Below are 26,696 nucleotides of genomic sequence, written 5' to 3' on the forward strand. Positions count from 1 at the left end.
GTGGAAATCTTGGTGGACGATATGAATGCGGGGGCCAACGGACATGCCGCCGGGGTGGCATGCCAGCAGTTCATCTGCCAATGGAGTTGGAGCGATGGAGAATAGAGCTGATGCATGATGCCGGACAGGACATCCTGATCGGCATCGATGCCGGAACCTCCCTCATCAAGGCGGTAGCCTTCGATCTGGCGGGGCGGCAGATTGCCGCGGCGTCAGTGCCGAACCGCTATGTGACACAGGCAGATGGAGCCGCGTTCCAATCGCTAAGCCAGACCTGGGTGGACTGTGCCCGGACGTTGCGGGATCTGGGCACCAAGGTCGAGGGGCTTGCGCGCCGCACGGCGGCGGTGGCGGTGACGGGGCAGGGCGACGGTACATGGCTTGTGGGCGCGCGCAATGCGCCGGTCACCGACGGTTGGCTATGGCTGGACGCGCGGGCCGCCGAAACGGTGCGGCGGTTGCGGGCCTCGCCTTCAGAACGCGCTCGGTTCGAGGCGACCGGGACCGGGCTTACTGCTTGCCAACAGGGAACGCAGATCGCGCATATGGCAGCGGCAGCGCCCGAAATGCTCGACCAAGCCGAAGTCGCGCTGCACTGCAAGGACTGGCTTTACCTCAATCTCACCGGGGTTCGCGCGACTGATCCGTCGGAGGCGAGCTTTACCTTTGGCAACTTCCGCACCCGCCAATATGACGAGACGGTCATCGACGCCCTGGGCCTGACGGCGCAGCGCGGATTGCTGCCGCAGATCCTCGACGGTACGCAGGTCACGCATTCGCTCTCGCCGGACGCGGCAACGGCGACAGGCCTGCTTGCGGGAACGCCGGTCAGCCTTGGCTATGTCGATTTTGTCTGCACGGCGCTCGGAGCCGGTATCCATACCGGCGGGGCACCGGCCGCCTGCTCGATCATCGGCTCCACGGGCATGCATATGCGTGCGAGCGACATTGCGGGCGTCCACCTGAACCAGGAGGGCACGGGCTATGTGATTGCACTGCCTATCCCCGGCATGGTCGCGCAGGTGCAGTCGAACATGGCGGCAACGCTGAATATCGACTGGGCGCTGCGATTGGCCGGTGATTTGATGGAAGAGATGGGCCACGAGGCGACGCATGCCGAGCTGGTGGCGCGGATAGAGGGTTGGCTTGCGGTCAGCAGTCCCGGCACCCTGATCTATCACCCCTATATCTCGGAAGCGGGAGAGCGGGGACCGTTCGTCAACGCCAATGCGCGTGCCGGTTTTGTCGGGTTGACCAGCGGGCACCGTTTCCCCGATCTACTACGTGCTGTGGTCGAGGGGCTCGGGATGGCCACGCGCGATTGCTATGCGGCGATGGGTGATATGCCATTGGAGTTGCGACTGACCGGTGGAGCGGCACGGTCGCAGGCGCTTCGCGAAATTGTTGCAGCTGCAGTTGGCTCGCCTGTCCGGATTTCCGCACGAGAAGAGGCGGGCGCCGCGGGTGCGGCAATGATGGCTGCGGTCGCAATCGGGGTCTATCCGGAGATGGAAGCCTGCATTGCAAAATGGGTCACGCCGTTGCTTGGGCCGGTCGAAGCGCCGGATGCAGCGCTGGTGCAGACCTATGATCGCACGTTCCCGGCCTATTGCAGTGCGCGGCGCGCGCTGGAACCGGTTTGGGACCTGTTGGCGCTTTCGCAGGGGCGAACCGAATGAACGGGGATATGAATATGATCGACAATTGCTTCCAAAAGCCCCGCAAACACGCAGAGGCTTGCCTCGGAGGAGAGTGGAGATGAACGATACGCAAACGGTAGATCTGTTCATCATCGGCGGCGGCATCAACGGTGCGGGCATCGCGCGCGATGCCGCGGGCCGAGGTCTGTCGGTCATCCTGTGCGAGAAGGATGATCTGGCGCAGGGCACCTCGTCCCGCTCGGGCAAGCTGGTGCACGGCGGGCTACGCTATCTCGAATATTACGAATTCAGGCTTGTGCGCGAGGCGTTGATCGAGCGCGAGGTGCTGCTGAATTCGGCAAGCCACATCATCTGGCCGATGCGTTTCGTGCTGCCGCACAGTCCTGATGATCGGCCGGCGTGGCTGGTCAGGCTCGGACTGTTTCTCTATGACCATCTCGGCGGGCGCAAGACGCTGCCTCCGACGCGCATGCTGGATCTGCAGCGCGACCCGGAAGGCGCACCGATCAAGGATCAGTACACCAGAGGGTTCGAGTACTCCGACTGTTGGGTTGACGACGCGCGGCTCGTGGTGCTGAACGCGATGGACGCGGCTGAACGGGGGGCGGAAATCCTGACGCGGACGGCCTGTACCTCGGCGCGGCGCGAGGGCGCGCTGTGGCGGGTCGAGATGACAGATGCGCGCAATGGCACCAAGCGGGTCGTCATGGCGCGTGCGCTGGTCAATGCGGGCGGGCCCTGGGTCAATGACATTATCGGGCGGGTGGCTGGCACCAATTCCACTCGGAATGTCCGTCTGGTGAAGGGCAGCCACATCATCACACCGAAGTTCTGGGACGGACCGCAGGCCTATCTGGTGCAGAACCACGACAAGCGGGTGATCTTCATCAACCCCTACGAGGGCGATAAGGCGCTGATCGGAACGACCGATATTCCTTATGAGGGGGCGCCGGAGGCGGTGTCGATCGACGAGAGCGAGATCGAATATCTGTTGGCGGCGGTCAATCGCTATTTCAAGCAGACATTGCGGCGCCAGGATGTGATCCAGACCTTCTCGGGGGTGCGGCCGCTCTACGACGACGGCAAAGGCAATCCCTCGGCCGTGACGCGGGACTATGTCTTCGACCTCGACGTTGCAGGCGGCGCGCCGCTGCTCAACGTTTTCGGCGGAAAAATCACCACCTTCCGCAAGCTGGCCGAGCATGCGATGCAGCGGTTCCGGGCGACGTTCCCGAAGATGGGCCTGGATTGGACCGCCAAAGGCATTTTGCCCGGCGGCGAGATCGAGGGGGCTGACGTGCCGCGTTTCCTCCACACGTTGCAGCGCGAGTATCCGTGGCTGCCGCGCGCTCTGGCGGGACACTATGCCCGTGTCTATGGCGCGCGGACGGCGAAAGTGATCGGCGGTGCCGCATCGCTTTCGGGCTTGGGGCAGTGTTTTGGCCCGAATTTCTACGAGGCCGAGGTGCGGTATCTGATGACACAGGAATGGGCGGAGACAGCAGAGGACATTTTGACCCGCCGCACCAAGCATGGGCTGCACATAAGTGCCGAGGAGAAGGCCACCTTTGATGTGTGGCTCAACGGGCAGATGGCGCGTTCCGCCTGAGCGGCATTGGGGGAAGTGCTCGATTTCACCCCGGCGCGTTTCGATTTTCAACAGGAGGTCCCGATGGGGCTCACGCTATCGCTCAACACCAATCCGCTGGTCAACCGCTTCGCCGAGCCGGGCGACCTGATAGACGCCATCGCGCACAGCGTGAAGATCCGTGATGTCCAGCTGACGCATGAGTTCATCAACCCTTCGTGGCCAGGCGCGGTCACCCGGCGGCTGACGCGCGAAATGAGCGCGGCGATGGCACGCACGGGAGTGCGCGTGACCTCCGGCATGACCGGCCCCTATGGGCGGCTCAACCATTTCGGGCACCCCGACGCAGATGTCCGGCGCTACTATGTCGACTGGTTCAAGACCTTTGCCAATATCACCGCCGATCTGGGCGGCAGTTCGGTCGGCACGCAGTTCGCGATCTTCACCTATCGCGATTTCGACGATCCCGCGCGCCGCGAGGCGCTGATCCGGATCGCTATCGATTGCTGGGCCGAAGTCGCGGAGCACGCCAAGGCGGCAGGCCTGAGCTCTGTATTCTGGGAGCCGATGTCGGTGGGTCGGGAATTCGGCGAGACAATTGCCGCCTGTATGGCGCTTCAGGACCGGCTGACGGCCGCGAACATGGCGGTGCCGATGTGGATGATGGCGGACATCGACCATGGTGACGTCACCAGCCCCAACCTCGACGACTTCGACCCCTATGCCTGGGCGAAGGCGGTGCCCCGTGTTTCGCCGATCATTCACATCAAGCAGTCGTTGATGGACAAGGGCGGTCATCGCCCCTTCACCGCCGAATACAACGCCAAGGGGCGCATCCAGCCCAAGCCGCTGCTTGCCGCCTTCCACGAAGGTGGCGCGCGTGAAAACGAAATCTGCCTTGAACTATCCTTCAAGGAACGCGAGCCGAACGACCGGCAGGTGATCGGCCAGATCGCCGAGTCGGTGGCCTTCTGGGCCCCTCATATCGACACCGGCATCGCCGACCTCAATCTTTGACCTGCTCAACAGGAATAGACACATGACTGATATGCCTTTCTGGATCGGTACCAGCTGGAAGATGAACAAGACGCTGGCCGAGGCGCGCGTCTTTGCGGACGGCCTCCTCGCGGCTGAGGCAGACGCCGATCCGCGCTTCCAGCGCTTTGTGATCCCGCCATTCACCGCGATCCGCGAGGTAAAGGCGATGCTTGCCGGCTGTTCGGTCAAGGTGGGCGCGCAGAACATGCACTGGGCCGATCGCGGGGCGTGGACTGGCGAAATCTCGCCGCTCATGCTGGTCGATTGCGGGATGGATATGGTCGAGCTCGGCCATTCCGAGCGGCGCGAATATTTTGGCGAAACGGATGCGACCGTAGGACTGAAGGTCGAGGCGGCCGTGCGCCATGGGCTGATACCGCTGATCTGCATCGGCGAGACGTTGGCGGACCGCCAAAGCGGACGTGCGGATGATGTCTTGGCCGACGAGGTGCGCGGTGCGTTGCAGGCGTTGTCGCCGGCGCAACGGGCAGCACCGATACTGCTGGCCTATGAGCCGGTCTGGGCGATCGGGGAGCACGGCATTCCGGCGACCGCGGAATATGCCGACGCGCGGCAACAACGGATCATCGCGGTGGCCGAAGAGGTTCTGGGCCGACGGATACCGTGCCTTTACGGTGGCTCGGTCAATCCGGGAAATTGTGCCGAGCTCGCCGCATGCCCACATATCAACGGACTCTTCATCGGACGATCCGCCTGGGACGTCGGGGGCTACCTCGACATCATCGCGCGGGTCGCCGCTATCATCTGATCCAGGGATCACAACCCATCACATTGCAAAAAAGGAGAAAGACTATGAAACTTGCAATCGCCGGCGACAGTGCCGGGTCTGGCCTCGCCCATGTGCTCGCCGAGTATCTGAAAGACCGGCACGATGTTGCCGAAGTCTCCAAGCCTGCCGAGGGCTCTGAGGAATTTTATGCAAACCTTTCGGACCGTGTAGCCTCCCGTGTGTTGAGCGGTGAGTATGATCGAGCAATTCTGATCTGCGGCACCGGCATCGGTGTCAGCATCTCGGCCAACAAGGTTCCTGGCATCCGGGCGGCGCTGTGCCACGACACCTATTCCGCCGAGCGGGCCGCATTGTCGAACAACGCGCAGATCATCACCATGGGGGCCCGCGTGATCGGGACAGAGGTGGCGAAATCGATCGCTGACGCGTTCCTGGCGCAGACCTTCGACGAAAAGGGCCGCAGCGCGTCGAACGTCGCGGCGATCAACGAGGTTGATGCGAAATATCATCGTTGAAGTCGATGGCTGGACGGCTCCGAACTGCTGGCTTCGAAGATCGGCTGGCGAAAGGAGCCGTTCAAGAGGCGCTTGTCGTCAAACAAACATTCCAAAAGTGGGATAAAATGCGTATCGGCCGCCAGCATTGGCATGGTGCGGGTCGGGGAGCGGAAATATAGGAAATCCCGTGTCGAAAGTGGAAACGTCACGCGGCCATTGATTTTTCGGGCAGTCGGACTAGACGTTTTCAGCGAATGGTCTGCGTCCACTGGACCGGATGCTGAAGCACGGGAACGAATACGACCGCACATGGACAACGACATCGAGGCGGTGAATCCGACCGAACGAATTCGATTTCAGCGGTCTGCAATTCACGCGCGGCAGCTCTCTACCGATGCGTCTCGGGTGGGCATAGTCGCCGCGGCATTCCTGCTGGCGGCTTGCCTGGTCGGATCATTCGCCTCTTCAACGATGTGGCTGCCGTTCTTTTGCAGCAACGCTGCGGCGTTGATTGTTCTCGGATCAGGCTTGCGATCGGGCTGTGAGGTTGCAAGCTGGCGACGGGAAAGAGCCGGTCTTCCGAGCCTGCCAAGACCGGCTTGGTTGCGTTGGATGATCGATGCGGCCACGTCGCCGTGGCGCTCGCCGTCCGAGGAACCTCTGCGAACCGATACCATTGAGCGGCTTTCTGGAAGGGCCGCGACTTCTGCCAGAGCCGCTGTCCAGCGTGTCGGATCACGAGCCGTGTTGCAAGCATGCCTGTCACTGCTGGCGCTCTTGACGGTCTATGCGGGTGTGTCCTGGGATTTTGAACAATCGACACCCGGTCGGGCTGCCTACATTGCGGGCGGATTCTGTCTTGCGCTTGCATTCGCGCTGCTCGTGATCGAGAGGCGCTTTGCCTCAAGCAATTTGGAGGAATTGCCTGAGGCGGGTTCGCTGATGCTTCTGACCCGCCTGCCGATCGTCACCCTCGTTGCATCGGCCTTCTGCCTGCTTATGGTCGGAGCAGGCCAAGAATGGCTTACCCGGCTTATGGTGCTCTCGGGTTGTTTCGCGGCATTGGTGGCGCTTGAGCTGCTCATTCGCGCCCTCCTTGCAATGTTCAGTCCTCAAAACAGCGATATTGAACCGCAATTGATCGCGGACAGCTTTGTGGCAGGTACACTTCGCTGGCCGCCGAGGCCATTTTCGGTCCTTCGCAACGAGATCAAAGCCAGGTACGGCATAGATCTTCGCCAGATCTGGGCGATTTCCTTCATCCGCAGGGCCGCACCTGCTGTCATCTGCCTGATCCTTTTCATCGGCTGGTTGCTGAGCGGCGTCAGCGAGGTGCCGATGACGGGGCGCGGCATCTATGAGCGCTTCGGAAAGCCGGAAAGCGTTGTCCATTCCGGCCTTCATGCCGGCCTTCCCTGGCCCTTCGGGCGGGTCGTCCCGGTCGAAAACGGCGTGGTTCATGAACTGGCAACGTCACTGTCCGACAAAAAAGACGGTGAGCCCTTGGCTGACGCGGAGGGGCCGGCGCCGGAGATTACAAATAGGCTGTGGGACGGCTCTCATATCAGCGAGAAATCGCAGATCATAGCGAGCCGAACGGACGGAAAGCAGAGCTTTCAGATCGTCAACATGGACATCCGCTTTGTCTATCGCATCGGCCTCTCGGATCAGGCGGCACTGAACGCCGCCTATCAGACCTCCGACCCCGCTGCCCTGATCGAAAGCACGGCTAGTCGCGTCCTGGTTCACGATTTCGCGGCGCGAACACTCGATGATGTCCTTGGCGAGACGCGCGCACAGCTTGCTGTCGATATCTCTTCGGCGATACGAAAGGATCTCGACCGCTTGAACAGTGGCGTGGAAATCCTCGCGGTGGTGGTCGAGGCAATTCACCCGCCGGCTGGGGCCGCCAATGCGTATCACGCGGTTCAGGCCTCGCAGATCACTGCCGAGGCTCTGGTTGCTCGCGAGCGCGGCCACGCGGCCGAGCGAGCCAACGATGCTCAACTCAACGCCAGTATCGAACGTGACAAGGCCGTGGCGAGTGCGCGCGAGAGCATTGCTGCCTCCGAGGTGGCGAAGTTGCGGTTTGCAGCAGAGCAGACGGCCTATGACAAAGCTGGGCAGGTCTTCCTGACGGAGACCTATTTTGCTCGGCTCACCGCGGGGCTGGCGCATTCGAAGGCATTGATCCTCGATCATCGGATCGGCGGAAACCTTGCTCCTACTTTCGACCTCAGAACGACCATGCCTCCGATAGATCCAGATGCCGCCGGTGAGACGAGTGCGCCAGCGCCAAGTGAAGAGGTCAATCCATGACCCACGTGCATTCCCATGATGAAGCAGACGATCACCATCATTTTCATCATGACGAGGACGCTGAAACGATGCCGTTTCGGTGGTACCGCGTCGTCATCGCCGTCCTGATTGCAATGATCATCATCACGGCTGCCTGCCTCGTCCAGGTCAGATCGGGTGCGGCCACCATTGTCACGCGCTTCGGCAATCCGACGCGCGTCCTTACCGAGCCTGGCCTTGCCTTCCGGTTTCCCATGCCGTTCGAGACAACCATAGATGTCGATCTGCGCGCCAAATCGACATCGAGCGGTTTGCAGGATGTCGGCACGAGGGACGGCCTGCGCGTCATTGCTCAGGCCTATGCGATCTGGCAGGTCCCAGGGGACCCGGAGGCGATAAAACGGTTCGTCCGATCGGTGCAGAACCAGCCGGATCAGGCGGCGGAGCAGATACGCACCTTTCTGGGATCGTCGCTGGAAACGGTGGCCAGCAACTATGATCTGGCATCGCTGATCAATCCCGATCCTGCCAAGTTGCAGATAGACGCGCTCGAAGCCCGCTTGCAGGCGCAGATTGGTCAGCCTTTGCTCGATACCTATGGCATTCGCGTTGTCGAGGTCGGGATCGAACGTCTGACGTTGCCGTCCGTCACCCTTGATGCGACCGTCGATCGCATGCGGGCGGAGCGCGAAACCATTGCGACGGAGCGGGCGGCTGTTGGGAAAAGACAGGCGGCGGAAATCCGTTCGGCGGCCGAGCGCGATGCACGGGTGCTGCAGGCGGATGCCGCCGTCAAAGCGGCCAATATCGAGGCCCAGTCCCGCGTCGAAGCAGCGCAGATCTACGGGGCGGCTTACAACAGCGCGCCACAGCTCTATGACCTGCTTCGATCCCTCGACACGCTGGGGACGATCGTCAATTCGAACACACGGCTTATTTTGCGAACGGATGCAGCACCATTCCGCGCTCTGGTCGATGGTCCTCCTGTTGCGCCATCAAGTGCACCGCCGGCGATTGGGGGCAAGTGAGCATGTCCAGGCCAGATCAGAACGATGCCTCGCCTCAAGTTCAGGCTGTTCGGCTGGCATTTCTCGCGTTGTTTGCAATCATGGCGATGGCAGCTGTCGGCTGGATGATTTCCAACATCCGCCAGATCGCTCCTGAAAGCAGGGCGGTTGTCTTGCGGATGGGTGCGTTGAACCGGATACAGAATTCCGGCCTTCTGCTCGCCTGGCCGCAACCCTTTGAACAGGTCTTGCTCGTGCCGGCTTCCGCAAATGTTCTGGAGCGCAAAGTTCAAGGCTTGTTGCGCTCGATCGATGCAAAGACTGATGAAACCGATACGGCACCGGAAAGCGACGCGCTGGCGGGTTCCGGATATTTGCTGACTGCGGACGCGAGTGTCGTGCATCTCGACATTCAGGTGTTTTATCGCGTCACAGATCCCTTCGACTATGTCATTCAGGGGGCGCACCTTATTCCGGCCCTGGATCGCCTGGCGACACGAAGCGCCATTCTGGTCTGTGCATCCAGAGACCTCGACGGAATCTTGGTGGCGCGGCCGGAGCTGATGGCTTCCAACAATGGTACCGCCGAGCGACGGGAACGCTTGAGGGCGGATCTGGTCAAGAGCATCAACGACAGTCTGAATGTCCTCAGCGCCAAGGGCGCCGGGCTCGGGATCGAAGTCGAACGCGCCGATGTGCAATCGTCGCTTCCCCTGCAGGCGGTCGCGGCGTTCGACGGCGTTCTCACGGCGAGCCAGCAGGCGGAGCAGGCGGTCGCGGCGGCTCGAAACGATGCCGCTAAACAGGGGCAAGCGGCGGCGCAGGCTGCTGACCTCGCGGTGCAGATTGCCACGGCGCAAGCCACCGAACGGATCGGAAAGGCTCGCACGGATACGGCCACGATTACAGGCCTCGCGGCTACGCAAGGCAATGACGGCGATCCGGGTCTCCTGCTGCGCCTATACCGGGACCGGATCGCGACGATCCTGTCGCAGGCGGGGTCTGTGATCACCGTCGACCCCCGCGACGACAGCCATCTGATCCTTCAGGGAATGGATAAATGAGCCAGCCACCTGGACACGGGCATAGCCATGCGCACCTTCATGGTCATGTGCTCAGCAGCGGCATGCTGACCGCCAACGAAAAGCAAAATGCGGCCTTCCAGCTGACGTTGGCGATGATCGCCGTAGGCCTTCTGATACTCGGTATCGGCTGGCGTTGGGTTTCTGGCGATGAAACAGGGATAGGCCAGCTGCTCTTCGCCTCGGCATCGATCATTGTTGCGGTGCCGGTGCTGCGCTCCGGATGGCACAGCCTTCGTCACCCGAGCCTCCACGGCATTACCGACCAGTTGATCGCTCTCGCGATGCTCGCTGCCTGGGCGACGGGTGACCTTTTGACCGCGGCCTTACTGCCGATCATCATGATCTTCGGCCATGTGCTTGAGGAGCGCAGCGTCATCGGATCGAAGGAAGCGATGGACGCACTGGCACGCCTGACGCGCAGCCACGCACGATTGTTCAATACTGATGGGCAAATCGAGGAAGTGGACAATGCAACCCTCAAGCCTGGAGATCAGGTTGAGGTGAGGGCTGGGGACCGCGTGCCGGCCGATGGCCGTATCCTGGCAGGGAGAGCCAGCCTCGATACCGCGCCGATCACCGGAGAATCGGTTCCTGTGGAGGTTGGCGCCGGCACCGAGGTCTTTGGCGGCTCGATCAACCTCGATGGTTTGCTGCGGATCGAGGTCACCAGAATTGGCGAGCAGTCGACACTCGGTAAGGTCATAGCGCTCATGCAGCGGGCGGAACGCTCGAAGCCGCCGATTACCCGCCTGCTTGAGCGATATGCCAATCAATATCTGGCCCTTGTGCTCATGATCGCTGTTGTTGCTTGGTTCGTCACATATGACGATCAGATCATGCTGGCCGTGCTGGTGGCGGCATGTCCCTGCGCGCTCGTTCTATCAGCGCCTGCGACGGCGATCGCGGGCATTGCGGTGGCGGCGCGCCACGGCATCCTTATCCGCAGTTCCGCCTTCCTTGAGGAGTTGGCCGACCTCACGTCCGTCGTCATCGACAAGACCGGAACGCTGACTTACGGCAAATTGCGTTTGCAGGAAATTCGATCGGCGGGGAACGTCGATCAATCGGACATCCTGGCACTGGCAGCGTCTCTTGGGGCCGCAAGCAGTCATCCGGTCAGTCAGGCTTTGGTCTCGCTGGCGCCTCATGACACATTTCGTTCGTTGAAAAACCTGCGGGAACTTCAAGGTCTTGGCGTCGTCGCCGACACAGCGGAAGGCGAGGCGGCTCTTGGTCGCCCGGAATTGTTCGAGCGTCTGCGGATCGAACTCCCGGCCGTCCCGGTTCACGACGGGCCGATCGCCGGTGTTTCGCTCGGCGGGCGGTTTGCGGCATGGCTGCTGCTATCTGACACGATGAAGCCGGAAGCCGCTGCCGCCATGGCCGGTCTTCGTGACCTCGGGCTCAACCGGCAACTGCTCCTGACCGGTGATCGGCAGTCCGTTGCAATGGCCTTGGCGGAAAAAATCGGCATGACCGATCTCATTGCAGAGGCACTGCCGGAAGATAAATTGAGATGGGTATCCCGCGAAATCAAAAGCGGTTACCGGCCCATGGTGGTCGGTGATGGAATTAACGATTCTCTTGCTCTCAAAGCTGGCGTCGTTGGCGTTGCAATGGGGGCGGGCGGATCTGATATCGCGTTGGCGTCGGCCGATATCATCCTGATCGGCAGTGATCTCCGGCGGCTTGGCACATGCGTACGCCTCAGCCGACGCTGCCGAGACACCTTGAAGGGGAATGTCGTCATCGGGCTCGGTTGGACGTTGGCGATCGTCGTCCTTGCGGCATTCGGGCTGCTGGGTGCCACGGGCGCCCTGGTGGCCGCAATTCTCCACAACGTCAGCACGCTACTGGTACTCGGAAATGCCGGGCGACTGATGAGATATGACGAACTGTTGCCGCCGGTGACGCCAGCTGAACCCACCGTTTCAAAGACCGCGCCCATGCTCGATTTTGGGTGACCCGGGCGAGTGTTTATCAAGGGCGATGGTGGGAGCTGACTGCGAGGGAAGATGGGCGAAAGCTTGTGAGGGCTTTGATCGACCTTGCGAATCTTGGATTTGAACCTAAATGCAATCTCTCGCGTTTGTCTTTTTACCGCCTTTGTCTCAAGCTACCCGGTTGGGATCGTTCTGCAATAATATGCGTTCCAGTTGCGGAATTTGTCGATTGGAGGACAGTGCATATGCATCGCCCACGATATTGGAAGGAAACGACTATGAATAAATCTGTACTGGCAATTGCCACAGCAATTTCGACTCTGTCTGCCGCAACGGTGGCCAGCTCTGCCGACATGGTCACCAGCTATCAGGAGCAAGACGCGCGCAATGGCGTGAAGATCGGCTATCTCACTTGCGATATCAGCGGGGGTGTCGGCTATGTCCTCGGGTCGGCCAAGGAAGTCGACTGCGCATTCCATTCGAGCGCATCCGGTGAGCTTTCCGACCATTACACCGGAGCCATCAGGAAGTTCGGGGTCGATCTCGGCTTTACCACGCGCAGTCGGCTCGTTTGGGCGGTATTTGCGCCGACGGCCGGCTATCACCGCGGCTCGTTGAGCGGTCTCTATCAAGGCGCCACCGCCGAAGCGACGGTTGGCGCCGGCATCGGTACCAACATCTTGTTCGGCGGCACCTCAGGCTCAATTCATCTTCAGACGATCAGTGTCACGGGCCAGCTCGGTCTTAACGTCGCCGCCAGCGGGACGTCACTGACGCTAAACTCCATAAATTGAGTAGGCAGACCTGCGCCCTTTCGGGTGGTCGCCGATCTGTCTGTTGAACTCGACGGATAACTCCTCGCGGAGTTATCCGTCGAATTTGAACACGGTTTTCTCCGTATCGCCGTATACGCTGCGCAATCGCTGGCGGCACTGATGGCGCCAGTCATGGCTTGGCGCGCGCCGTCTCAAAGAGGCAATGGTCGTGGCATTCATTCTGGCAGTCAGCGCGAAATAGCCCGCCGCAGTGCGGTTCGGTGCTCATAGGGACCGTGATCCTGTCGAACAGGTGTTCGACAGCAAGGCGGCGGCATTGCCGCAGGTTGCGACAGAATTCGTCTGCGGAATTCCCCAGCGTGGTGGCAGCAAAGCCTTGCTCGCTTCGGTTGCAGAGCGCTGATCAACGCCGATCTCCGGCACGGAGTTTGGGAGGTTCTGTCGGACGTGGCGGCATTCAGGTCACTGTCAGTGTCGTTGTCCATAATTGCACGCTAGCTAAGAAAGAAAGTCATTTAATATGAAGCGCGCGCAGACTGCCGGTTATCCAAGCGTTCAGATATCATCGCACTGGCTCGTAACCACTCTGAGGTCCTCGCCGGCCAAGCTGTCGTGAGGTCTCTCCACGACATTTCAGATCGGCCACGAAAGTCGACCGACCTAGAACCTTTGCAGCGAAACGCGGTAGATCTCGTTCCTCGAGTAGAACATCGGCAATCCGTTTCGGTTGTCGTTCCGACGCTCAACGAGGTCGAGAATATCGACGTTCTTCTGTCGTCATTGCTGTTGCAATCCAGTGCCGACATAGCGCTTGAGATCCTGGTAGCTGATGGCGGATCGACCGATGGAACCGTTGAGCGCGTCCGGGTGTGGGAAGCCAAGGCTCCCGTGAGGCTCATCAGCGGTAGCGGGGCACGCGGGTTGGCTGGAGACGTACTCGCAGCTGCAAGATCTGCCACCGGCGACATCGTCGTCGTCATGGATGCCGATCTGAGCCATCCCCCTGACGAAATCGGCAATCTCGTCGGACCCATTGTTGACGGCACGAGCGATATGGTCGTCGGAAGCCGCTATGTGCCGGGCGGCTCCACGCCGGATTGGCCGCTGGCTCGTCGCTTGCTGTCTCGGCTCGGCGGCGCTCTGGCATGGCCGCTGACCGATCTGCAGGATCCCATGTCCGGGTTCTTCGCCGTGCGCAAAGAGCGACTTCTGGCCGTTGACCCGGAGGCAGCCGGCTTCAAGATCGGTCTGGAAGTCATAGCCGACGGCGGTGATGCCCTTCGGGTCAGCGAGGTTCCGATTGTCTTCCACGACCGAGTGCGCGGAGAATCGAAGATCGGCTGGGGACAGATGATAGCCTATGCCCGCCGCCTTCTGGTCTTGGCCGGAGGCGCCGTTTCACTTGGAAACGCTGCGCGTTTCGCAGCGGTCGGCCTCATTGGCTTGGCACTCGACATCCTGATCTTTCAGATATTGTTCGCGATGGGAGCAAAATTGGTTACGGCGCATGTCGTAAGCTTCGTTGTCGCCACCGTTTCCAACTATATTTTAAATTCGAGATGGGCTTTCGCAAGCGACGAGCTGGCTCGGCGGGAGCGGGACTGGAGACGATACATACGCTTCCTGACGATCTGCCTTCTTGCTTTCGCACTGCGGGGCGGCGTCCTTGCCGGGGCCGTGGAGCTGCTGGGATGGCATCCCCAGGCCGCGATCCTCCTTGGCGTCGGGGCGGCCGCAGTTGTCAACTACTTTGGAAACGCCTTCTTCGTATTCCCCTCTGTCAACCCGCGCATGCCGCCCGATGTGCGGTGGCGTGTGGCGGCGATCGGCGTTCTGGTCTATGTTCTTGCCTTGAGATTGGTGTTCCTGGGCCTTGTCGACCTCGTGCCGGAGGAGACTTACTACTGGAACTATTCGCAGCATCTCGACATCGGATATCTTGATCATCCTCCGATGGTCGCCTGGCTGATATGGCTCGGAACGAGCCTTTTTGGGGACACGGAGTTTGGTGTCCGTATCGGTGCCTATCTGGCATGGATTCCGACGGCCTTTTTTGTCTTTTGGTTCTCACGCAATCTGTTCGGCAAATCGCCGGCGTTTGTCGGCGTTCTCCTGCTGGCAACCCTGCCATTTTTCTTCTCTTCCGGTTTCATGATGATGCCGGATGTCCCCCTGACCGCCGCGTGGGCGGCAGCGCTTTATTTTCTGGAGCGGGCGCTTGTAGGCAATAGCCGCCGGGCCTGGTGGGGGGTAGGCATATGTGCCGGTCTTGGCATGCTTTCCAAATATACAATCGCGCTCCTGGGACCAGCCGCACTGATTTTCATCCTGTTGGACCCCAGGGCACGACGCTGGCTGCTGCGACCAGAACCCTATCTCGCCATCATAGTGGCTGCCGTCCTCTTTTCCCCTGTGATCTACTGGAATGCGACGCATGGCTGGGCATCATTCTCCTTTCAAACGTCGCAACGGCTGCAAAGCTCGGTCAACTTCTCACTTCCATCCTTGGTCGGAAGTGCCGCGATCCTGATGACGCCGATCGGATTAATCGCAGCAATCGCGGCCCTGGCGTCGAGGAGCGGCCTGACGCTGGGGACGAAGCCGGACGCGAACGCTGCGCGTCAGTCCCTGTTCATCAAGATCTTTACAATTGTCCCCCTGTCGGTCTTTGTTGCGTTCAGCCTGTTTCATGAGATCAAGCCGAACTGGACGGGGCCGGTCTGGCTCGCGGTTCTTCCGGCTATCGCCGCAACGATCGTTGCAGCCGTCGGCAACCTGTCGCGGTTCAACGGTTTCCTGCAGCGACTATGGGTCCCGACCGTGATGACCACGCTGGTGATCTATGGTCTCAGTCTGCACTATCTCGTTCTCGGATTTCCGATGGTCGGGTACTTCGGCTCCGTTCGGACCCTTCCTGTCGCTTGGGAAGAGTTTGGCGCAGAGGCAGGAAGGATCGAGCGCTCTGTCGAGCAGGCAACGGGCAAGCAAGTGCTGCTGGCCGGAATGGATCGGTATTTCGTCGCCAGCGAGATCGCCTTTTATGATCGCGAGGACCGGGATGCGGTTCGTACTTCCGTGGGGCGCGGCCCCTTCGGGGGAGATGGCCTGATGTATGACTACTGGTTTAAACCTGCCGACATGCAAGGACGAACCGTCATCCTCTACGGACTGAAGAGGAATGACCTCGATCAGGATTCCATTGGCGGGCACTTTTCTCGCCTGACCGAGATTCTCGAGCAGAAGGTCACCAAGAACGGCACCGCCGTGGGCAGCTTCTTCTACAGGATCGGATATGATTTTCGTAGCTGAGCTTCCTTCGCGTCAGCGGGGCTAGACGCTGCCGAAGCCGGCTTCGGTCAAGGTTGCCGCTTGGACTGGCCGCTTCCTATGGGCCCAATATTGGGGCCGCGACGACGACTGCCTTTGCAAGAGTGAGGCTGGACGCGAAACCCGCATGCGTCATTTCTGTTGCACCTTGGCCCGCCCTTAGAGGCGGGTCTTTTTCGTCTGCCGTCACACGAAGACTGAGGGTGCCACCGGCGCATTCATCGCCCAGACAATACCGAAGGGATCACGGAGCTGGCCGTAGCGGTCGCCCCAAAACATCACATCGACGGGCATGACGACCTTGGCGCCGGCTTCAACGGCACGGCGCCACCAGGCATCGATATCGTCGACGATCAGTTGCAGCGAGAAGCCCTGTGGCTTCTCGAGTAGGCACCCGTGCTCCGGATAGGCGTCACCCAGCATGACCGAGCTGCCGTTGATGTGCAGATGGATATGCATAGTGCGACCGCTATCGTCGATCGGATAGCGGAATACTTCGGTCGCCCCGAATGCACGCTTGTAAAATTCCGCTGCCTTAGAAGCGCCGTCGACCGTCATATAGGTGACCACGCCGCCGAGCACCTGTGGCCGCGGCTCGGTTTCGGTTGAAACTTCTGCTGTCATGTCGTCCTCCAATGAGCGTTGGTTGCCCCGTGTGGGCTGTTCCTAGGACGAAGGACAGTGCTGGTCTGCGACATCGACGGGTCAAGATTTTTACAGAAAGTCGCCTAAACGGTATCAGCGCCAATGGCGGCCAGTGCGGCGCGCCCTACCTCGAAATCCTGCTCGCCGCTGCCGGAGCCAACTCCAATTGCTCCGCAGAGCCTGTTGGAAAAGCGAATGGGCAAACCGCCTGGAAGGTGGGTGACGCCACCTTGCGAGGCGATCCCGGCGGCCGCGCCAAACTCGAACGGCATAGCACCGGTCGGCGCATTGATGGATGCGGCGGTTCGTGCCTTGGCACGAGCTGTGTGCATGCTGAGATATTTTGCCCCATCCATGCGCAGGCTGGCGATCGTTTCGCCGCTCGCGTCAACAATGAAAATGCATTGCGGAACGCCCATGGCGCTTGCCTTGGTAATGGCGGCGTTGAGCGCCTGTAGCGCGCCGGCGTGGCTCAGCGTCAGGGTCTCTCGTATGACGGTCATCAATTTGATACCTTTGTTCTCGTTGTGGCTGTCACGGCAAACGGCCGGCGCAGCCGTCAATTCAGTCTGGTCAACTTGGCGAGCGATTTGCCGTCGACGTCGAAAAGGTAGCAGTTGGCCGGGTTGATCTGAAGGGAAATCCGTGTGTGAAGCGGCGTCGGGTCAGCGCCATCGGTCTGGACGACGAGGGACGTCTCCGATGCCGTGTCGACGTGAAAGATGGTCAAGCCACCAAGCCGCTCGGCGATAATTGCCTCTCCTTCAAACTGGCCGCTTTGCCCAATACGGATGTGCTCTGGCCGAATTCCCAGCGTGACGTTCGCGCCACGCTGCGCCGTTCCCGCAGCAACCGGCACGGTGACCGTCGCCCCGCTTGGAAGGACCACGGAAACGCCTGACGGACCGACTGAATCGACGACGACTGGCAGCATGTTCATCTTTGGTGAGCCGATAAAGCCCGCAACGAAGATGTTTGCCGGATGATTGTAGAGATCGAGCGGCGAACCGACCTGTTCGATACGCCCGCCGCTGAGAACCACGATCTTGTCGGCCATGGTCATCGCTTCAATCTGATCGTGGGTAACGTAGATCATCGTTGCCGCCAACTTTTCGTGCAGGCGCATGAGTTCGAGGCGCATATTGACCCGGAGCGCTGCATCGAGATTGGAAAGAGGCTCGTCGAACAGGAAGATCTTCGGATTTCTGACGATCGCCCGCCCGATGGCCACACGCTGGCGCTGGCCGCCCGAAAGATCTTTCGGGCGGCGTTCGAGCAGATGCGACAGCTCGAGCACCCGGGCCGCATCGCCGACCTTCCGCTCGCGCTCGCTGGGGGACACGCCGGCAATCTTGAGCGCGAAGCCCATATTTTCCGCGACTGTCATATGCGGATAGAGAGCATAGGATTGAAACACCATCGCCAGACCGCGTTCCGATGGGTCCACATCGTTTGCACGCGTGCCGTCGATGATCAGATCGCCGCCGGTTATCTTTTCCAGGCCGGCGATCATCCGCAGCAAGGTGGATTTTCCGCAGCCGGAGGGGCCGACGAAAACAACGAATTCGCGATCCTCGACATCCAGGTCGATGCCCTTGATGACTTCGGCTGCGCCATAGGACTTGCGGGCGTCGCGTAGCTTGAGATTAGCCATGACTGGCCTCCATTGTGTCGGTGGGTGCGCCTGCGTTGTCCGAGCCTTCGAGGCTGGCGGCTCCAGAGCCGGCTTTCTCCCCGTCCCAAAGGATGAGGCTGGCCGCGCCGATCAGACCGGCGTGATGACCGAGTTGGGCGGGAACAATCGGCACGTCGCGATAGGCTCGCATGGCCCGGTCGCGAACCGTCGCCTTCACCGCCTCATGCAGAAGATCAAAGCCGTTGGAAATGCCGCCGCCCATCACGATGATGTCGGGAGAGTAGAGATGGAGCAGGTTGGTAAAGCCGATCCCGAGCCACCGTGCCTCCGCGTCCAGCAATTCCAGCGCTAGACCATCACCCTTTCGAGCGGCATCGACGACATGCCGCCCGGTCACCTCCGCATTGCCGGAGAGCGCACGTAGCACAGACCCATCTGGCTGTCTGGCGCGCGCCGTCGCCCTTCTTCCAAGCGCGGTTCCGGACGCCACCGCTTCGAAGCAACCGATCGCGCCACAAAAGCAGCGTTCTCCCTCGTTGGTGATCGTCATGTGGCCGATTTCTGCGGCCAGACCCCGCCTGCCATGCAGGATTCGTCCGTCAGCGATCACCCCGCCGCCGATCCCCGTCGACACGGTGACGAACACCATCGATTTTGCACCGCGGCCGGCGCCATATCGCCACTCGCCGAAGGCTGCGGCGTTTGCGTCGTTTTCAAGTTTCACCGGCAGTTTGAAATGATCGGAGAGGATATCGACCAGCGGCACTTCCTGCCATCCGGCCAGCGTGGGTGCCCCCATCACGACGCCGGCGTCCGGATCGAGCGGACCCGGTGCGCCGATCCCGATGCCGACAGGAATATGGTCGGGCGTTTCTGAAAGGAGTTGGCTCGCCAGCGTTTCGATCTGTTGGATGACGGCGTCCGGGCCTGCAGCGGCGTGGGTCGGTACCGCCAGAAATGACAAAAGGTCGCCGGTGCCGTTGACCAGCGCGGCGCGAAGCTCCGTTCCACCCAGATCGAAGGAGAGCGCGACCTTTGTCACTGGATTTGGCGCTCCAATCCATGCAGCCAGGCCATTCGATCTCCCAGGTTCTTCTCGCCAAAGGCGAGCGAGCCGAGAACGACCGTCTGCGCACCCGCAGCGCGCAGAAGCGGCACGGTCTGCTCGCGAATGCCTCCGTCGGCTGCCAGGATCACCTGGTCTTCTCGGCCCGCCTGTTTCAACAAAGAACGGGCCTCGATGAGCCGATCGCAAGCCTTCTCCGACAGGCTTTGCCCTTTGACGCCGATGGACGTGCCCAGCAGCGTGACGAAGGCGACATGGTCGATAAACGCCTTGACGGCGGCAACAGGTGTTTCCAGCCGCAACACGACGCCGGCTTCCGCCCCCAGTTCCTTCGCCAGTGCAACCGCACGCAGGCCGGCTTCGCCGTTTTCGGCATGAACGCTGATGAGATCGGCGCCGGCCTCGATGAATTGGCGCGTCTGCTCCTCGACGATTTCAGCCTCCACCATGAGATGAACGTGGATCGGTTTGGCCGTCAATTTAGCGATGCGGGCGACAAAATCCGGGAAGAACAGAAAGCCCGGCGTAAAGCGCGCGTCGGCGACATCGATGTGATGCAGGTCGACATGCTGTTCAATGCGTTTGAGATCGGCTTCCATATTGGCAAGATCGGCCGACCAGAGCGAGAATTCGCCGAGCAGCCGGTTGCGGGGCAGGGCTGCCACGGCGGAAGGGCCTGAAAGGGTTTTGGGCGTCATGATGTGACGGAGCTCCGGATTTTTTTGGATGCGAGAAATCGTGATAGCGCGTGTTGGGTCTCGGCGAAATGCTGCACCTTGTCGGCGGCCTTGGCCGCGACTTCGACAAAAGTTGCGTCGGGTATGGTTTCAGCGACGGTCTTGGCTGACACCAGCGGGTGAATGGCGTCCTGCCTGTTGCCGATGACGAGGGTTGGGATTGTCAGCGCCGCAGCGGCAGCCTGCGAAACGCCTGGCCCGTCGGCTGCAATGTCGGCGAGCACCGATGCAAATGGAACCACATCCGGCCGGTCGAAGTAGCCGAGCAGTGAGGCGAGATTGTCGGGGGCGTTGGCCTTCAGACCTGCGGCAATTTCCGAGGCCATGAAGAGCTGTCTAGCTTCGCCAAGCGGATGCCTCTGGATCAGGGCTGCGATGGCGCGCACCGGTGCCATGTTGACCGGAGCCGACGCAAAGGTCCAGGCGGGACGTACCAGTACCAGCGCGGCAACGCGCTCTGCGTGGTGGTGGGCGAGATGCAGCGCGATTGCAGCCCCCATTGAGATCCCCCCAACCACCAGCCGGTCGATGCCGCGATCCTTAAAAGCAGCGAGAACGTCTTCGGCGAACATCCTGATCGAAAACGGCCTGATATGGCCGAGCGATGACGCCCCGTGTCCCCGGCACTCGACCGTCATGCGCCGAAATCCCGATACGTCGGGAAAAGTCTGCGCGACCTGTGCCTGATCTCCGCCCAGCCCATGCTGAAACAGGATCGGAAAGCCTTCGCCGCTGTCGTAGATGGCAAGTCTCGCATGGTCGGAGGTGAGATAGGTCGATCCGGCCATCAGATCAGTCCCTTGAGGAAAAGCGCAACGCCGGGCGCTTCGGCGGCGGAGAGGCCATGGGTAACGAGCGGGCCATTGAAGCCCGCGGCCTTCAATCGTGCGACGAAATCGGGGAAGTCGACAATACCCTGGCCGGCGGTGGCAAAGCACCCATCGGCATGTCGATCCTTGGCATGCGCCATGGCAATGTGTCCCGCCGCCGTCTCGACCGCGCGCGCGATGATGTCGCGCGCCTCGGGCGGGGTCGCCTTTTCGAACAGGTTGGCCGGATCAAGAACGATGTGCAGCCGCCTGGAGCCCATCTCAGCGATCAGTCGCTTGGCATCGATTGCGGAGGTCACGATGTTTGCCTGTTCAGGTTCGATGCCGAGATCGACCCCGTGCTCGTCGGCGAGGATCAGGGCCTTGCCCATTTCGCTCGCCATATCCGCCCAGGACGCTGGATCGGTATTGTCAGGATGATAGGCCCATTGGTCGAGAGGATTGCGTGTTCCCGTGCAAAGGGTGACGAGCGGAACGGAAAGGGCTGCTGCCGTCTTGATGATCACCGAAAGCTGACGGAGCCCCGTTTCCCGCACCCCTTTTTCCGGATGGGCCATATTGTAGGTGCCGGATAAGGCGGCGAGAGAAATACCAGTAGTCTCCCCAGCTGCGCGGATAGAATCGACGATGGCGTCCGGCACATCGTCGGGCATCGACGGCAGTCCGCAGCACGCAAGATTGAACTGCGTGCCTGAATAGCCGCTGTCGCGGACCGCCGACAGCACTGGAACCGGATCGGTTCCCGGAAAGGTCTTTGCGAATATCCCGATCTGCATCAGACCGCTCCCGTGACGGATGCGATCTCGACACGTTCACCTGTCTCCACCGACCGGGCGATTGCTACCATCGCGCGGATCGAAGCAATGCCGTCCTCGACATCAGCACCGCGCATCGGCGCACCGTTGAGCACCGTGTCGGCAAGTCCCTCGACCTGCCTGCGGAAAAAATGACCGTCGGCGCCCAGCGGCTTGCGGCTGGTTGCGTCCTTCTCATGAAAGATCTCGACCTCGCTGGAGCGGAAATACCAGGGGTTGAAGGTCTTTGCGACAACGGAGCCGTTTTCGCCATAGAGCTGGAAGCCCTCGTGCCAATCCATCCGAACGGCAACCGTGAGATCGAGATGGCCGAGCGCGCCATTGGCAAATTCGGTGTCGACAAACCAGCAATAGGCGCCGGCGCGCTTAAGGAGGCGCGCACGCACCGCTGTGATCTCGCCGCAGAAAAAGCGTGCAGTGTCGACCAGATGCGAGCCATGCGCGAGCATGAAATATTGCCTGAGATCGGCTTTTGGATTGCCCAACGGTTTGCGCGCCAGCTTGCTGGTGACGGGCAGCGGCTGCACCGCATCGGTGTTGGTGTATCGATGCGTGGAATCGCAATACCAGGCTTTCAACGCAAAGATCTGGCCGATGTCGTCGCGAACGAAGTCGCGCGCGGCCTCGAGCGCTGGATCGAAGCGCTTCATATGGCCGACCTGCAGAATCTTGCCGGATCGCTTTACCGCATCCGCAAGCTGCTGGCCTTCCTCGACCGAAACCCCGATCGGCTTTTCGCACAAGACATGTTTGCCAGCCTCGAGAGCCTTGATCGACATGGGCACGTGGTATGCATCGGAGGTGGCAACGATCACGGCTTCCAGCTCGGGGTCATCAAGCATCGCGTCGTAGTCGCTGAACATCTTTTGCGGTTCGTACGTTGCGCCCATGCGCGCCAACAGATCGGGGGCTGCGTCGCAGATGGCGTAAAGTTCAGCATTCCTGGCTTTTACGCAGGATTCCAGATGCGCAAACTGGGCGATCGGCCCGCAGCCGAGAACTCCGACACGCAACCGGCGATTTTCCTTCTGAATCATGGTCTTCTTCCTTAGGCGCCGTAGGCACGCATCGTTTCGCGGTTGGTCTTGACTGCTGCGGCGGGATCGCCTGCGGCGGTCTTTGATTCCTCTTCCAGCACCAGCCACCCGGTAAAGCGCGGCGCTTGTGCGACGAGCTTAATCACTGCAGGCGTATCGAGTATGCCCGTTCCAAGCATCGCCCATTCGTCCATCGCGTCGACATCCTTGAGATGCAGATAGCGGATGCGATCCTGATAGCTGCGCAACGTGTCGTTGATATCATCGTGGCCGCGCAGGATATGCCCGGTATCGGGAACCCAGCCGACGAGCGACGGGTCGAGGAGGGCGAAGATCCGATCATAGTCTGCGCGGTTAAATAGCAATGTGTTGTGGTGCGAACTCGGATGGACTGCGACGTCGACGCCGGACGCCCTGCCAAGCGCCCCGGCGCGATTGTAGAACTCGGCGGCAATTGCGAACTTGTCGTCACGCGGCCCTTCAGAGACGACGGTCGCCGAGCCGATAGAGACCAGCGCACCCGGGAACGGAGCGGCGAAATCGATCCAGCGCTGCGCCACATTGAGGTCGTTGGGGATCTGGTCGGCCAACGTGAAGCCGCTCTTGGAGCCAAATGCGAAGGAGACCAATTGCAGGCCGCTATCCTTGAGAGCCCTTGCGAAGTCGGCCGGCTTGTCGGCGTAGCGGCCGATCATCGTATCGGTGATTTCGATGCCCGAATAGCCACCGGCGGAAATCGCCGAAAGGAGATCGTCTGGCGAACCGGTCCAGCCGTCCCCCAGCATTTCCCATGTAAAGGTCTGGCAGCCGACCTTCAGATCCTTGGTCATGTCATTATTCCTTGATTCCGCCCTGCGTGAGGCCTTCGATGATGTGTCGTTGAAAGAAGAGAACCAAGACAATAAGCGGCACTGTCACGACTGCCGAGGCCGCGGCGATGTCTCCCCAAGGCACGTAATATTGGTTGGTGAAATTGGCGATCCCGACCGGGATCGTCTGGCTGTCGCTGTCCGAGGTGAAGGCGAGCGCGAACAGGAACTCGTTCCAGGCAGTGATGAAGGCAAGCAAGCCCGTGGTGACGAGGCTTGGAAGCGACATCGGCAAGATGATGTGCCACAACAGGCCGACAACGCCGACGCCATCCATGCGCGCAGCTTCATCGATTTCGCGCGGCAGGGTCTCAAAATAGCCGAACAGCACCCAGGTGACGAGTGGAAGGCCAAGCGCCAGATAGGTGATGATCAACGCGGTATGTGTGTCGAGCAGGCCGAGGTCCGACGCGAGCAGGTATAGCGGCCCGACTAGCGCGATCTGTGGGAACATCGAAACCGACAAAATCACCATCAGAATGCCGAACCGGCCTCTGACATCCAGCCGCGAGAGCGAAAAGGCCGCAAGCGAGCCGACGATCAGGCAGAGCGCCGTGGTTGCGAGCGAGACGATCAGCGAGTTTACGACGTAGTGATGCAGGCCCTTCTCCACGAAGGCATTGTAGTAATGCTCCAGCGTGAAGGGGTGCGGAATGAGCGACGGCGTTCCCTCGGTGAGCGCCTTGTCGAGCTGGAACGACGTCGAAAACTGCCACAGGAACGGGCCGGCAGACCAGACCAGTATGAGAAGTGCGCCGAGGTAGATGACGACGCTTTGAAGGGCGGAGCGCGTATCGTTCATGTTGTCTTCCCTATCTGCCTGACGAGGAAAAGACAGAACACCAGGGCAATCAGTCCCTCGGTGATGAACATCGCGGTCGAGACCGCAGAGCCGTAGCCGAACTGCAGTGTCGAGAACAGAACCTTGTAGGATAGCGTCGAAAGCGTTTCGGTGGAATCGGCAGGGCCGCCGCCAGTGAGCACATAGACCAGATCGAAAATGCGGAACGCGTCCAGCGCCCTGAAGAGACCGGCGATCAGCAATGTCGGAAGCAGCAGGGGTAACCGGATGTTCCAAAAGATCGTCCAGGCCTTGGCGCCGTCCATTCGCGCGGCTTCGATGAGCGACTTCGGGACGGTCTGAAGGCCTGTCAGCAACAAGAGTGCCATGAACGGCGTCGTCTTCCAGACATCGGCAAGGATGATGGTGATCAACGCGGTGTCGGGTGAGCCGTACCAGTTCACGTTCTGATCGATCAGTCCAAGGTGGAGAAGGATGAAATTGACGATGCCGTGTTGGCCGTCGAACAGCCAACCGAACATTTTCGATGTGACGACGGTCGGCATCGCCCAGGGAACCAGCATCGCCGCGCGGATCATGCCCCGGCCGCTGAATGTCTCGCAAAGGATCAACGCCATTGCGAGCCCGATCAGGGTTTCAAGTCCAGTCGAGGCCACGGTGAACCAGATCGTGTGCCACCAGGCATTCCAGAACGGCGGGTCGGCCAGCAACTGTACATAGTTGGCAATGCCGACGAAATCATTGTCCTGGGTAATCAGGGAGCGATTGGTGAAGGAAAGATAGAGGCCGTTGATAATCGGGTAGAAGGAAACCGATGCCAGCGATATGAATGCCGGCAACAGCAACAGCCAGGGCCAGAGGGCGCTTGGAAGCGCCCTCCCTATCCCGCCGGTTCCGCCATCGACCCGGGCCGTGACTGCGGCTGCCATATCAGGCGACGATCTTGTTGATCTGAACCGCGGCTGCCTCGAGCTCTTGCTTGACCTTGCCGCTGACAAGGGCCTTGGAAATTCCCGACTGCAGGGCGAGCGTCACCTTGGCATACTGGGGCGTGATCGGCCGCGGGGTCGCACCGGTAAACACGCTCTGCAGGCTCGCCATGAACGGCTGCTCGGCCTTGAGCTTTGCATCCTGGAAAATGGCCGGGCGCGACGGCGCGAGACCGAAATTGAGGGCAAGGCGCGTCTGCGTTTCCGGGGACGACATCCATGTCAGGAACTCGATGGCGGCTTCCCGTTTCTTGGAGTTGGCGTTGACGCCAAGCTGGTATCCGCCAAGGCATGCGGCACTCTTGCCGCCTGAAAAATGCGGCAGGGGCGCGACTGCGACCTTATCGACGACCTGCGAGGCCTTCGGATCCTGCGAGATCGGATAAACATAGGACCAGTTGCGCATGAACATGGCCTCGCCTGAAGTAAAGGGTTGGCGGGAAGGCTCCTCGTCCCAGGAGAGCACGTTCTGGGGACTGATCTTCGTCTTGTTGATCGTGTCGTAAAGGAACTGGATCGCCTCGACTGCCGCCTTCTCGCCGACGACGGAAGACTTGCCGCCAGCCGCAAGAATGGAGCCGCCGTTCGACGTGATGACTTCGACGGCGTCGCAGATCAGGACTTCAGCCTGCTTGCCCTGCCAGAGATAACCGAATTTGGCATCGCCCGCCTTTTGAGCCGCAGCCGCCATGGTGGCCATGTCCTCCCAAGTCTCCGGCACCTTGCCGCCATGCTTCTCCACGAGGTCCTTGCGGTAATAGAACATGCCGGAATCAACGAACCACGGAAGCGCGGTCAGTTTTTTGTCGTAGGTACAGGCGGCGACCGTTCCGGGGAAATAATCGGCGCGCTTTTCCTTGGGGAAATATTCGTCGAGCGGCAGCGCCCATCCTGCCGCGGCAAAACCGGCGATCCAGACCACGTCCTGGCTGAAGACGTCAGGCGTACCGTTGCGGCGTGCCAACTGCTGGATAAGGCCCTGATAAACTTCCGTCGACGAACTCGGCGGCGGAAGTTCGATGAATTTGACCATAATGCGGTCTTGCGTTTCATTGAAGGCCTTGACGAGGTCGCCGAGACCTTCCTTGCCGAAGAAACTGGCGCTGGCAAAGCTGATTTCGGTGCGATCTGCGGCGCGCGCGGTGCGGATGCCCAGTCCCGATGTAACGCCTATCGTTGCCGCACTGAGTGCCGCGCCTGCAGCGCCGAGGAGCAATTGCCGCCGGTCCACCATCATCGATGAAATGGCAATATTTGAGCCTGTCGGCTCTTTTTTGAAATCCGTCATGTTTCCCTCCC

The 26,696-nt window shown here is 60.7% G+C and carries 24 protein-coding genes; 11 read left to right on the forward strand and 13 right to left on the reverse strand.

Annotated features, from left to right (window positions below):
- Nucleotides 1–110: 110 nt before the first annotated feature.
- The 5 genes from CPY51_RS10520 to derI all read left to right on the forward strand — a co-directional run bounded on the left by CPY51_RS10520 (nucleotide 111) and on the right by derI (nucleotide 5,553).
- The gene (locus tag CPY51_RS10520; protein WP_111160193.1) at nucleotides 111–1,679 is read left to right on the forward strand and encodes an FGGY-family carbohydrate kinase; all 1,569 of its coding nucleotides are present in this window, start codon (nucleotides 111–113) and stop codon (nucleotides 1,677–1,679) included.
- A gap of 79 nt (nucleotides 1,680–1,758) precedes the next feature.
- On the forward strand, nucleotides 1,759–3,270 hold the full coding sequence (locus CPY51_RS10525; protein WP_111160194.1) for a glycerol-3-phosphate dehydrogenase: 1,512 nt from the start codon (nucleotides 1,759–1,761) through the stop codon (nucleotides 3,268–3,270).
- A 63-nt stretch (nucleotides 3,271–3,333) separates the two neighbouring features.
- Nucleotides 3,334–4,266, forward strand: coding sequence for a sugar phosphate isomerase/epimerase family protein (locus CPY51_RS10530; protein ID WP_111160195.1), 933 nt, complete (start codon nucleotides 3,334–3,336; stop codon nucleotides 4,264–4,266).
- 22 nt (nucleotides 4,267–4,288) lie between these two features.
- A complete protein-coding gene (locus CPY51_RS10535; protein WP_111160196.1) occupies nucleotides 4,289–5,056 on the forward strand; it encodes a triose-phosphate isomerase in 768 nt (255 codons plus the stop codon).
- 44 nt (nucleotides 5,057–5,100) lie between these two features.
- Nucleotides 5,101–5,553 (forward strand): D-erythrulose-4-phosphate isomerase, encoded by a 453-nt coding sequence (gene derI / locus CPY51_RS10540; protein ID WP_111160197.1) that lies wholly within the window; start codon nucleotides 5,101–5,103, stop codon nucleotides 5,551–5,553.
- A gap of 353 nt (nucleotides 5,554–5,906) precedes the next feature.
- Here derI and CPY51_RS33345 read toward each other — a convergent pair whose 3' ends face one another.
- A complete protein-coding gene (locus CPY51_RS33345; protein WP_244598582.1) occupies nucleotides 5,907–6,212 on the reverse strand; it encodes a hypothetical protein in 306 nt (101 codons plus the stop codon).
- 67 nt (nucleotides 6,213–6,279) lie between these two features.
- Here CPY51_RS33345 and hflK point away from each other — a divergent pair, with 67 nt between their 5' ends.
- The 6 genes from hflK (at nucleotide 6,280) to CPY51_RS10570 (ending at nucleotide 15,953) form a co-directional block, all read left to right on the forward strand.
- Nucleotides 6,280–7,854 (forward strand): protease modulator HflK, encoded by a 1,575-nt coding sequence (hflK, locus tag CPY51_RS10545; protein WP_244598584.1) that lies wholly within the window; start codon nucleotides 6,280–6,282, stop codon nucleotides 7,852–7,854.
- Entirely contained in the window at nucleotides 7,851–8,861 is a 1,011-nt protein-coding gene (hflC, locus tag CPY51_RS10550) for a protease modulator HflC (RefSeq protein ID WP_111160199.1), read from the forward strand. Before hflK ends, hflC begins: the two co-directional genes overlap by 4 nt.
- Nucleotides 8,862–8,863: 2 nt before the next feature.
- The gene (locus CPY51_RS10555; protein WP_111160200.1) at nucleotides 8,864–9,904 is read left to right on the forward strand and encodes an SPFH domain-containing protein; all 1,041 of its coding nucleotides are present in this window, start codon (nucleotides 8,864–8,866) and stop codon (nucleotides 9,902–9,904) included.
- The gene (locus CPY51_RS10560) at nucleotides 9,901–11,889 is read left to right on the forward strand and encodes a cation-translocating P-type ATPase (protein WP_111160201.1); all 1,989 of its coding nucleotides are present in this window, start codon (nucleotides 9,901–9,903) and stop codon (nucleotides 11,887–11,889) included. Before CPY51_RS10555 ends, CPY51_RS10560 begins: the two co-directional genes overlap by 4 nt.
- Nucleotides 11,890–12,146: 257 nt before the next feature.
- Nucleotides 12,147–12,662 carry a DUF992 domain-containing protein gene (locus CPY51_RS10565; RefSeq protein WP_111160202.1) on the forward strand — a complete coding sequence of 172 codons (516 nt, stop codon included), beginning with the start codon at nucleotides 12,147–12,149 and terminating at the stop codon, nucleotides 12,660–12,662.
- 594 nt (nucleotides 12,663–13,256) lie between these two features.
- Complete coding sequence (locus CPY51_RS10570) at nucleotides 13,257–15,953, forward strand: glycosyltransferase family 39 protein (protein ID WP_111160203.1); 2,697 nt, start codon at nucleotides 13,257–13,259, stop codon at nucleotides 15,951–15,953.
- A gap of 204 nt (nucleotides 15,954–16,157) precedes the next feature.
- Here the strand turns inward: CPY51_RS10570 and CPY51_RS10575 are convergent, their stop codons facing one another.
- The 12 genes from CPY51_RS10575 to CPY51_RS10630 form a co-directional block, all read right to left on the reverse strand.
- Complete coding sequence (locus CPY51_RS10575; RefSeq protein ID WP_111160204.1) at nucleotides 16,158–16,595, reverse strand: VOC family protein; 438 nt, start codon at nucleotides 16,593–16,595, stop codon at nucleotides 16,158–16,160.
- Between the two features lie 104 nt (nucleotides 16,596–16,699).
- Nucleotides 16,700–17,119 carry a GlcG/HbpS family heme-binding protein gene (locus CPY51_RS10580; protein ID WP_111160276.1) on the reverse strand — a complete coding sequence of 140 codons (420 nt, stop codon included), beginning with the start codon at nucleotides 17,117–17,119 and terminating at the stop codon, nucleotides 16,700–16,702.
- A gap of 56 nt (nucleotides 17,120–17,175) precedes the next feature.
- Nucleotides 17,176–18,270, reverse strand: a complete 1,095-nt coding sequence (locus CPY51_RS10585) for an ABC transporter ATP-binding protein (RefSeq protein ID WP_111160205.1) — start codon at nucleotides 18,268–18,270, stop codon at nucleotides 17,176–17,178.
- Nucleotides 18,263–19,294, reverse strand: coding sequence for an ROK family protein (locus CPY51_RS10590; protein WP_111160206.1), 1,032 nt, complete (start codon nucleotides 19,292–19,294; stop codon nucleotides 18,263–18,265). Before CPY51_RS10590 ends, CPY51_RS10585 begins: the two co-directional genes overlap by 8 nt.
- Nucleotides 19,291–20,016 (reverse strand): ribulose-phosphate 3-epimerase, encoded by a 726-nt coding sequence (locus CPY51_RS10595; protein ID WP_111160207.1) that lies wholly within the window; start codon nucleotides 20,014–20,016, stop codon nucleotides 19,291–19,293. The genes CPY51_RS10590 and CPY51_RS10595 overlap by 4 nt, the downstream gene beginning before the upstream one ends.
- Nucleotides 20,013–20,843 (reverse strand): alpha/beta fold hydrolase, encoded by an 831-nt coding sequence (locus CPY51_RS10600; protein ID WP_111160208.1) that lies wholly within the window; start codon nucleotides 20,841–20,843, stop codon nucleotides 20,013–20,015. The genes CPY51_RS10595 and CPY51_RS10600 overlap by 4 nt, the downstream gene beginning before the upstream one ends.
- A complete protein-coding gene (locus tag CPY51_RS10605) occupies nucleotides 20,843–21,661 on the reverse strand; it encodes a sugar phosphate isomerase/epimerase family protein (RefSeq protein ID WP_111160209.1) in 819 nt (272 codons plus the stop codon). Before CPY51_RS10605 ends, CPY51_RS10600 begins: the two co-directional genes overlap by 1 nt.
- Complete coding sequence (locus CPY51_RS10610; protein ID WP_111160210.1) at nucleotides 21,661–22,737, reverse strand: Gfo/Idh/MocA family protein; 1,077 nt, start codon at nucleotides 22,735–22,737, stop codon at nucleotides 21,661–21,663. The genes CPY51_RS10605 and CPY51_RS10610 overlap by 1 nt, the downstream gene beginning before the upstream one ends.
- Before the next feature lie 11 nt (nucleotides 22,738–22,748).
- The gene (locus tag CPY51_RS10615; RefSeq protein ID WP_111160211.1) at nucleotides 22,749–23,567 is read right to left on the reverse strand and encodes a sugar phosphate isomerase/epimerase family protein; all 819 of its coding nucleotides are present in this window, start codon (nucleotides 23,565–23,567) and stop codon (nucleotides 22,749–22,751) included.
- Between the two features lie 4 nt (nucleotides 23,568–23,571).
- Nucleotides 23,572–24,408 carry a carbohydrate ABC transporter permease gene (locus tag CPY51_RS10620; protein WP_111160212.1) on the reverse strand — a complete coding sequence of 279 codons (837 nt, stop codon included), beginning with the start codon at nucleotides 24,406–24,408 and terminating at the stop codon, nucleotides 23,572–23,574.
- Nucleotides 24,405–25,337 carry a carbohydrate ABC transporter permease gene (locus tag CPY51_RS10625; RefSeq protein ID WP_111160213.1) on the reverse strand — a complete coding sequence of 311 codons (933 nt, stop codon included), beginning with the start codon at nucleotides 25,335–25,337 and terminating at the stop codon, nucleotides 24,405–24,407. Before CPY51_RS10625 ends, CPY51_RS10620 begins: the two co-directional genes overlap by 4 nt.
- 1 nt (nucleotide 25,338) lies before the next feature.
- Nucleotides 25,339–26,685, reverse strand: a complete 1,347-nt coding sequence (locus CPY51_RS10630; RefSeq protein WP_111160214.1) for an ABC transporter substrate-binding protein — start codon at nucleotides 26,683–26,685, stop codon at nucleotides 25,339–25,341.
- Between the last annotated feature and the right edge of the window lie 11 nt (nucleotides 26,686–26,696).

The organism is Arminella tubonensis (assembly GCF_003240585.1).
Classification (GTDB): domain Bacteria; phylum Pseudomonadota; class Alphaproteobacteria; order Rhizobiales; family Rhizobiaceae; genus Rhizobium; species Rhizobium tubonense.